Source organism: Streptomyces sp. NPDC057654 (assembly GCF_042800135.1).
Taxonomy (GTDB): Bacteria; Actinomycetota; Actinomycetes; order Streptomycetales; family Streptomycetaceae; genus Streptomyces.
Map to the genome: position 1 here is coordinate 1 of NZ_JBHVHQ010000447.1, position 6,832 is coordinate 6,832.

General features: G+C 71.6%; 4 protein-coding genes and 1 riboswitch. Of the genes, 3 read left to right on the top strand and 1 reads right to left on the bottom strand.

Features of this window, described 5'->3' with window-relative positions; all coding sequences use genetic code 11:
* Positions 1-38: 38 nt before the first annotated feature.
* Entirely contained in the window at positions 39-2,486 is a 2,448-nt protein-coding gene (locus tag ACFU99_RS27320; protein WP_384396755.1) for a DNA topoisomerase (ATP-hydrolyzing) subunit A, read from the bottom strand.
* 204 nt (positions 2,487-2,690) lie between these two features.
* Here ACFU99_RS27320 and ACFU99_RS27325 point away from each other — a divergent pair, with 204 nt between their 5' ends.
* From ACFU99_RS27325 to ACFU99_RS27335, 3 genes are all read left to right on the top strand, one after another.
* The gene (locus tag ACFU99_RS27325; RefSeq protein ID WP_384396758.1) at positions 2,691-4,109 is read left to right on the top strand and encodes a M16 family metallopeptidase; all 1,419 of its coding nucleotides are present in this window, start codon (positions 2,691-2,693) and stop codon (positions 4,107-4,109) included.
* Between the two features lie 23 nt (positions 4,110-4,132).
* Positions 4,133-5,515, top strand: a complete 1,383-nt coding sequence (locus tag ACFU99_RS27330) for a M16 family metallopeptidase (RefSeq protein ID WP_384396764.1) — start codon at positions 4,133-4,135, stop codon at positions 5,513-5,515.
* A gap of 212 nt (positions 5,516-5,727) precedes the next feature.
* A riboswitch (cyclic di-AMP (ydaO/yuaA leader) is annotated at positions 5,728-5,882 on the top strand.
* Between the two features lie 13 nt (positions 5,883-5,895).
* The gene (locus tag ACFU99_RS27335; protein ID WP_384396761.1) at positions 5,896-6,702 is read left to right on the top strand and encodes a M23 family metallopeptidase; all 807 of its coding nucleotides are present in this window, start codon (positions 5,896-5,898) and stop codon (positions 6,700-6,702) included.
* The last annotated feature ends 130 nt before the right edge of the window (positions 6,703-6,832 follow it).

Here is a 6,832-nt window from a genome sequence, read left to right on the forward strand (position 1 = left end):
CTCGTGGGGAGCCCGGCCGCTGCTGTCCGTCTCCGCCCCTACACGGGACCGGCGACCACCGCGACCGGCTTCGGGATCGGGACGCCCGAGCCGTCGCGGCGCGGGTCGGTCTCCGGCAGCTCCACCGGGGCGCCGTTCGCTGCCGCGGCCCGCGCCGGGGTCGCGCCCGCCCAGGCGGTGACCAGGCAGTCCTCGCCCTTGAGGAACCGCTGGCAGCGCACGCCGCCGGTCGCCCGCCCCTTGCGCGGGTACTGGTCGAACGGCGTCAGCTTCGCGCTCTGCAAGGAGTCGTCCAGCGTGCCGTGCGAGCCCGCGACCGTGAAGACCATCGCGTCGGCGGCCGGGTCGATCGCGCTGAAGGAGATGACCTTCGCGCCCGCGCCCAGCTTGATGCCCGCCATGCCGCCCGCGGGCCGGCCCTGCGGCCGCACCTGGCCCGCCTGGTAGCGCAGCAGCTGGGCGTCGTCCGTGATGAAGACCAGGTCCTCCTCGCCGGTGCGTAGCTCCACCGCGCCGACGATCCGGTCGCCGTCCTTGAGGCCGATGACCTCCAACTCCTCCTTGTTCGACGGATAGTCGGGGACCACGCGCTTGACCACGCCCTGCTCCGTGCCGATCGCGAGGCCCGGTGAGGACTCGTCCAGGGTGGTGAGGCAGATCAGCCGCTCACCGTCCTCCAGGGACAGGAACTCCGAGACCGGCGCGCCGCCCGACAGGTTCGGCGCTGCCGCCGTGTCCGGCAGCTGCGGCAGGTCGATCACGGGCAGCCGCAGCAGTCGGCCCGCGGAGGTCACCGCGCCCACGTCGGCCCGCGCCGTCGCCGGCACCGCCGAGACGATCACGTCGTGCTTGACGCGCTTGGCGTCCTCGTCGAACGACAGCTCGCCGTTGGCGGTACGGGCCAGCAGCCCCGTCGAGGAGAGCAGCACCCGGCATGGGTCGTCCGCGACCTCCAGCGGGACCGCCGCCACCGTGGCGCCCGCCGAGGCCAGCAGTACCGTGCGCCGGTCGGTGCCGAACTTCTTGGCGACGGCGGCCAGTTCCGAGGAGACGAGCTTGCGCAGCTCCGCGTCGGAATCGAGGATTCCGGTGAGCTCGTCGATCTCGCCGTTGAGCCGGTCGCGCTCCGACTCCAGCTCGACCCGGTCGAACTTCGTCAGCCGCCGCAGCGGGGTGTCCAGGATGTACTGCGTCTGGATCTCCGACAGCCCGAACCGCGCCATCAGGGCTTCCTTGGCCTGCGCCGCGTTCTCGCTGGACCGGATGAGACGGATGACCTCGTCGATGTCGATGAGCGCGACGAGCAGCCCCTCGACCAGGTGCAGCCGGTTGCGCCGCTTGGTGCGCCGGAACTCGCTGCGCCGCCGCACCACCTCGAAGCGGTGGTCGACATAGACCTCAAGGAGCTCCTTGAGGCCCAGCGTCAGCGGCTGGCCGTCCACCAGGGCGACGTTGTTGATGCCGAAGGACTCCTCCATCGGCGTCAGCTTGTAGAGCTGCTCCAGGACGGCCTCCGGGTTGAAGCCGTTCTTGATCTCGATGACCAGCCGCAGGCCGTGCTCGCGGTCGGTGAGGTCCTTGACGTCCGCGATGCCCTGGAGCTTCTTCGCGCCGACCAGGTCCTTGATCTTGGAGATGACCTTCTCGGGGCCGACCGCGAACGGCAGCTCCGTGACGACGAGGCCCTTGCGGCGCGCCGTCACGTTGTCCACCGCGACCGTGGCGCGGATCTTGAAGGTGCCGCGCCCCGTCTCGTACGCGTCCCGGACCCCGGACAGGCCCACGATCCGGCCGCCGGTGGGCAGGTCGGGCCCCGGCACGTACTTCATGAGGGTGTCGAGGTCGGCGTTCGGGTGCTTGATGAGATGCCGGGCGGCGGCGATGACCTCGCCCAGGTTGTGCGGCGGCATGTTCGTCGCCATGCCGACCGCGATGCCCGACGCGCCGTTGACGAGCAGGTTCGGATAGGCGGCCGGGAGGGTGACCGGTTCCTGTTCGCTGCCGTCGTAGTTCGGTGCGAAGTCGACGGTGTCCTCGTCGATCGAGTCCGTCATCAGCGACGACGCCGCGGCCATCTTCGCCTCGGTGTACCGCATGGCGGCCGGCGGGTCGTCGTTGCCGAGCGAGCCGAAGTTGCCGTGCCCGTCGACCAGCGGCACGCGCATCGAGAAGGGCTGCGCCATGCGCACGAGCGCGTCGTAGATCGAGGCGTCGCCGTGCGGGTGCAGCTTTCCCATCACCTCGCCGACGACGCGGGCGCACTTCACGTGCGCGCGCTCCGGACGCAGGCCCATCTCGTTCATCTGGAAGAGGATGCGGCGGTGCACCGGCTTCAGCCCGTCGCGCGCGTCGGGCAGGGCGCGCGAATAGATGACCGAGTAGGCGTACTCAAGGTAGGAGCCCTGCATCTCGTCGACGACGTCGATGTCGAGGATGCGCTCCTCGAAGTCGTCCGGCGGCGGGGTCTTCGTGCTGCGGCGGGCCATCGCGGCTGCGGCTCCTTCATATACCGGTGCGGGGTGGTGACGCCGACCATTGTGGACCGCCCCACTGACAACGCCGACCGCGACCCGTCCGTAAGAGCGTTCCTCGCCGGGAACTTCGCCAGATGTCAGCGCGCTTGCATACAGTGACAGGACCGATTTGAACGCGGGACATCACGCGGGTCATCACGCAGCGAAGGGACGTACATGCCCATGGGTCACACGGCCACGCAACAGGCCGGTACCAGCGGCCTGACAGCGACCGAGCACCGCCTGGCCAATGGCCTGAGGGTGGTCCTCTCCGAGGACCACCTGACCCCGGTCGCCGCGGTCTGCCTCTGGTACGACGTCGGTTCCCGCCACGAGGTCAAGGGCCGTACGGGCCTGGCTCACCTCTTCGAGCACCTGATGTTCCAGGGCTCCGCGCAGGTCAAGGGGAACGGCCACTTCGAGCTGGTGCAGGGCGCCGGCGGCTCCCTGAACGGCACCACGAGCTTCGAGCGCACCAATTACTTCGAGACCATGCCGGCCCATCAGCTGGAGCTCGCGCTCTGGCTGGAGGCCGACCGGATGGGCTCGCTGCTCACCGCGCTCGACGAAGAGTCCATGGAAAACCAGCGGGACGTCGTCAAGAACGAGCGCCGCCAGCGCTACGACAACGTGCCCTACGGCACGGCCTTCGAGAAGCTGACGGCCATGGTCTACCCCGACGGCCACCCCTACCACCACACGCCCATCGGGTCGATGGCCGACCTGGACGCCGCCTCGCTGGAAGACGCGCGGGCGTTCTTCCGCACGTACTACGCCCCCGGCAACGCGGTCCTCTCGGTCGTCGGCGACATCGACTCCGAGCAGACCCTCGCCTGGATCGAGAAGTACTTCGGCACCATCCCCTCGCACGACGGCAAACAGCCGCCCCGCGACGGGTCCCTGCCCGACACCCTCGGCACGGAACTGCGCCAGGTCGTCGAGGCCGAGGTGCCCGCCCGCGCCCTGATGTCCGCCTACCGCCTGCCGCACGACGGCACCCGGGAGGCGGACGCCGCCGACCTCGCCCTCACCGTCCTCGGCGGCGGCGAATCCTCGCGGATCCACAACCGCCTGGTCCGCCGGGACCGCACCGCCGTCGCCGCCGGCTTCGGGATGCTGCGGATGGCGGGCGCGCCCTCCCTCGGCTGGCTGGACGTCAAGACGTCCGGCGGGGTCGAGGTGCCGGCCATCGAGGCCGCGGTCGACGAGGAACTGGCCCGGTTCGCCGCCGAGGGGCCGACCCCGGAGGAGATGGAGCGGGCCCAGGCCCAGCTGGAGCGCGAGTGGCTGGACCGGCTCGCCACGGTCGGCGGCCGCGCCGACGAACTGGCCCGGTTCGCCGTGCTGTTCGGCGACCCGCAGCTCGCGCTGTCCGCCGTAGGGCGCGTACTGGACATCACCGCGGAGGAGGTGCGCGCCGTCGCCGCGGCCCGGCTGCGCCCCGACAACCGCGCGGTTCTCGTCTACGAGCCGACCGAGTCGGCGGATTCCGAGGAAGGCGAGCCGGCGGACGCCGAGCAGGGCGACGACACCATCACGAACACCGCGAACGCCCAGAACACCGCGAACACAGCAGAGCAGGAGGCGGGCCAGTGAGCGACGCCGTGGCCACCACCACCATGCAGTTCCACCCGCAGCCGAAGCCCGGCGACCCCACCCCGTGGGCCTTCCCGGCCCCCGAGCGCGACCAGCTGCCCAACGGCCTGACGCTGCTGCACTGCCACCGCCCCGGCCAGCAGGTCGTCGCCGTGGAGATCAACCTCGAAGCGCCGCTGGAGGCCGAGCCGGCCGGGCTCGACGGCGTCGCCACGATCATGGCGCGCGCCCTGTCCGAGGGCACCGACAAGCACTCCGCCGAGGAGTTCGCCGCCGAGCTGGAGCGCTGCGGCGCCACCCTCGACGCGCACGCCGACCACCCGGGCGTCCGCGTCTCGCTGGAGGTCCCGGCCTCCCGGCTGCCCAAGGCGCTGGCCCTGCTCGCCGACGCGCTGCGCGCACCGGCCTTCGCGGACAGCGAGATCGAGCGGATCGTGGGCAACCGCCTCGACGAGATCCCGCACGAGCTGGCCAACCCGGCCCGCCGGGCCGCCATGGCGCTCTCCAAGCAGCTCTTCCCCGCGGGCGCCCGCATGTCGCGGCCCCGCCAGGGCACCGAGGACACCGTCCGGAACATCGACGCCGCGTCCGTACGCGCCTTCTACGAGGCGCACGTACGGCCCGCCACCGCGACCGCCGTGGTCGTCGGCGACTTCACCGGCGTCGACCTGGCCGAGGCCCTCGCGGACACGCTCGGCACGTGGACCGGCGGGACGGCCGAGCCGTATCCGGTGACGCCCATCACCGCCGACGACACCGGCCGGGTGGTGATCGTGGACCGCCCCGGCGCCGTGCAGACCCAGCTGCTCATCGGCCGGATCGGCCCCGACCGGCACGACCGCGTCTGGCCCGCCCAGGTCCTCGGCGCGTACTGCCTCGGCGGCACCCTCACCTCGCGCCTGGACCGCGTCCTGCGCGAGGAGAAGGGCTACACCTACGGTGTCCGCTCCTACGCGCAGGTGCTGCGCTCCTCGGAGCCGACGGCCCTCCAGGGGTCCACAGGCGCCTCCCTGCTGGCCATCAGCGGCTCGGTGGACACCGAGTCCACGGGACCGGCGCTCGCGGACCTGTGGACCGTCCTGCGGACGCTGGCCGCCGAGGGGCTGACGGACGCCGAGCGCGACATCGCCGTGCAGAACCTGGTCGGGGTCGCCCCGCTGAAGTACGAGACGGCCGCCGCCGTCGCCGGGACGCTCGCCGACCAGGTCGAGCAGCACCTCCCGGACGACTTCCAGGCCCAGCTGTACGCGCGCCTCGCGGAGACCGGCACGGTAGAGGCCACCGCGGCCGCCGTCAGCGCCTTCCCGGCCGACCGGCTCGTCACGGTCCTCGTCGGCGACGCCGCTCAGATCCAGGAGCCCGTCACGGCGCTCGGCATCGGAGAGGTGACGGTCGTCTCCGGCTGACCGTCGGCACAACGGGACCCCATATCGGGGCGAGTGGGGCGCGAGGGGCCTTTGGGGCCTTCGCGCCCCGCCGTATGTCCGGTTTATTGGAATGGTTGCGGTTCGGCTGTGTGGCGTAGGGCACAAAATCGCGGTTCTGTTTGCCGATTGAAAGAAGCCCCGAATAGGTTCAACGCGGTTGTCCGTCAGATGTGAGTCGCATCCGCGGCCCCGGGCAACCATCGCCGAGTCCCCGATGGCGTGAGCCAGGGGAGCCGGGGACCCACACGTCCCTGGGGTGAATCGGACCCCTTCCCGGAGGGGGCCGTAGGAGACCTTCCTGCTCCGAACCCGTCAGCTAACCCGGTAGGCGAGAAGGAAGGAAAGGATCAGCCGTACCTATGGCGTTCACCCGTGCCACCGGGAAGCACCGTCGTCCGAGCCGCGCCGTGCGCGTCGGCGCCAACGCGGCGGGGGTCGCGACCCTGGCCGCGACCGGCGTCGTCGCCGGCCTCGCCTCCCCGGCCCTCGCGTCCGGCGGCGACCACTCCCCGCAGGTCGAGGACACCGGCCTCACCCAGGCCGTCGTCATGAGCAACGACGTGGCCGACAGCATCGGCGCCCAGGCCGACACCCAGCAGCACGCCGCCCAGGTGGCGGCCGCCAAGGCGAAGGCCGAAGCCGAGGCCAAGGCGAAGGCCGAGGCGGCCAAGAAGCGCGCCGAGGAGGCCAAGCGGAAGGCCGACGCGGAGCGCGCCGCCAAGGCGAAGGCCGCCCGCGACGAGGAGCGCAGGCGCCTCAACGCCTTCGTCCTGCCGGTCGACGGCTCGTACGTCTCCACCGGCTACAAGGCGTCCAGCGGACTGTGGTCCTCCGGCAGCCACACCGGCGTCGACTTCCACGCCGGCCAGGGCTCCTCCGTTCACGCCGTGGGCGCGGGCACCGTCGTGGAGGCCGGCTGGGGCGGCGCGTACGGCAACAACGTCGTCATCAAGATGAACGACGGCACGTACACGCAGTACGGCCACCTCTCCTCCATCGGCGTGTCCGTCGGCCAGACGGTCACTCCGGGGCAGCAGATAGCCCTCTCGGGCGCCACCGGCAACGTCACCGGTCCGCACCTGCACTTCGAGGCCCGTACGTCCCCCGAGTACGGCTCGGACATCGACCCCGTCGCGTACCTGCGCGCGCACGGCGTCAGCCTCTGAACCTCGCGTGCCCTACGGGCACAGAAGGCCCCGGCTCTTTCGGCCGGGGCCTTCGGCGTGGGCGCACAGTGACCGCCCCGCACGCAGAAGCCGCGGCGACCGTTGAGAACAGTCACCGCGGCCCACCGCC

Coding starts and splice junctions, on each gene's coding strand:
- ACFU99_RS27320 (WP_384396755.1), bottom strand. CDS start 2,486: ATGGCCCGCCGCAGCACGAAGACCCCGCCGCCGGACGACTTCGAGGAG.
- ACFU99_RS27325 (WP_384396758.1), top strand. CDS start 2,691: ATGCCCATGGGTCACACGGCCACGCAACAGGCCGGTACCAGCGGCCTG.
- ACFU99_RS27330 (WP_384396764.1), top strand. CDS start 4,133: ATGCAGTTCCACCCGCAGCCGAAGCCCGGCGACCCCACCCCGTGGGCC.
- ACFU99_RS27335 (WP_384396761.1), top strand. CDS start 5,896: ATGGCGTTCACCCGTGCCACCGGGAAGCACCGTCGTCCGAGCCGCGCC.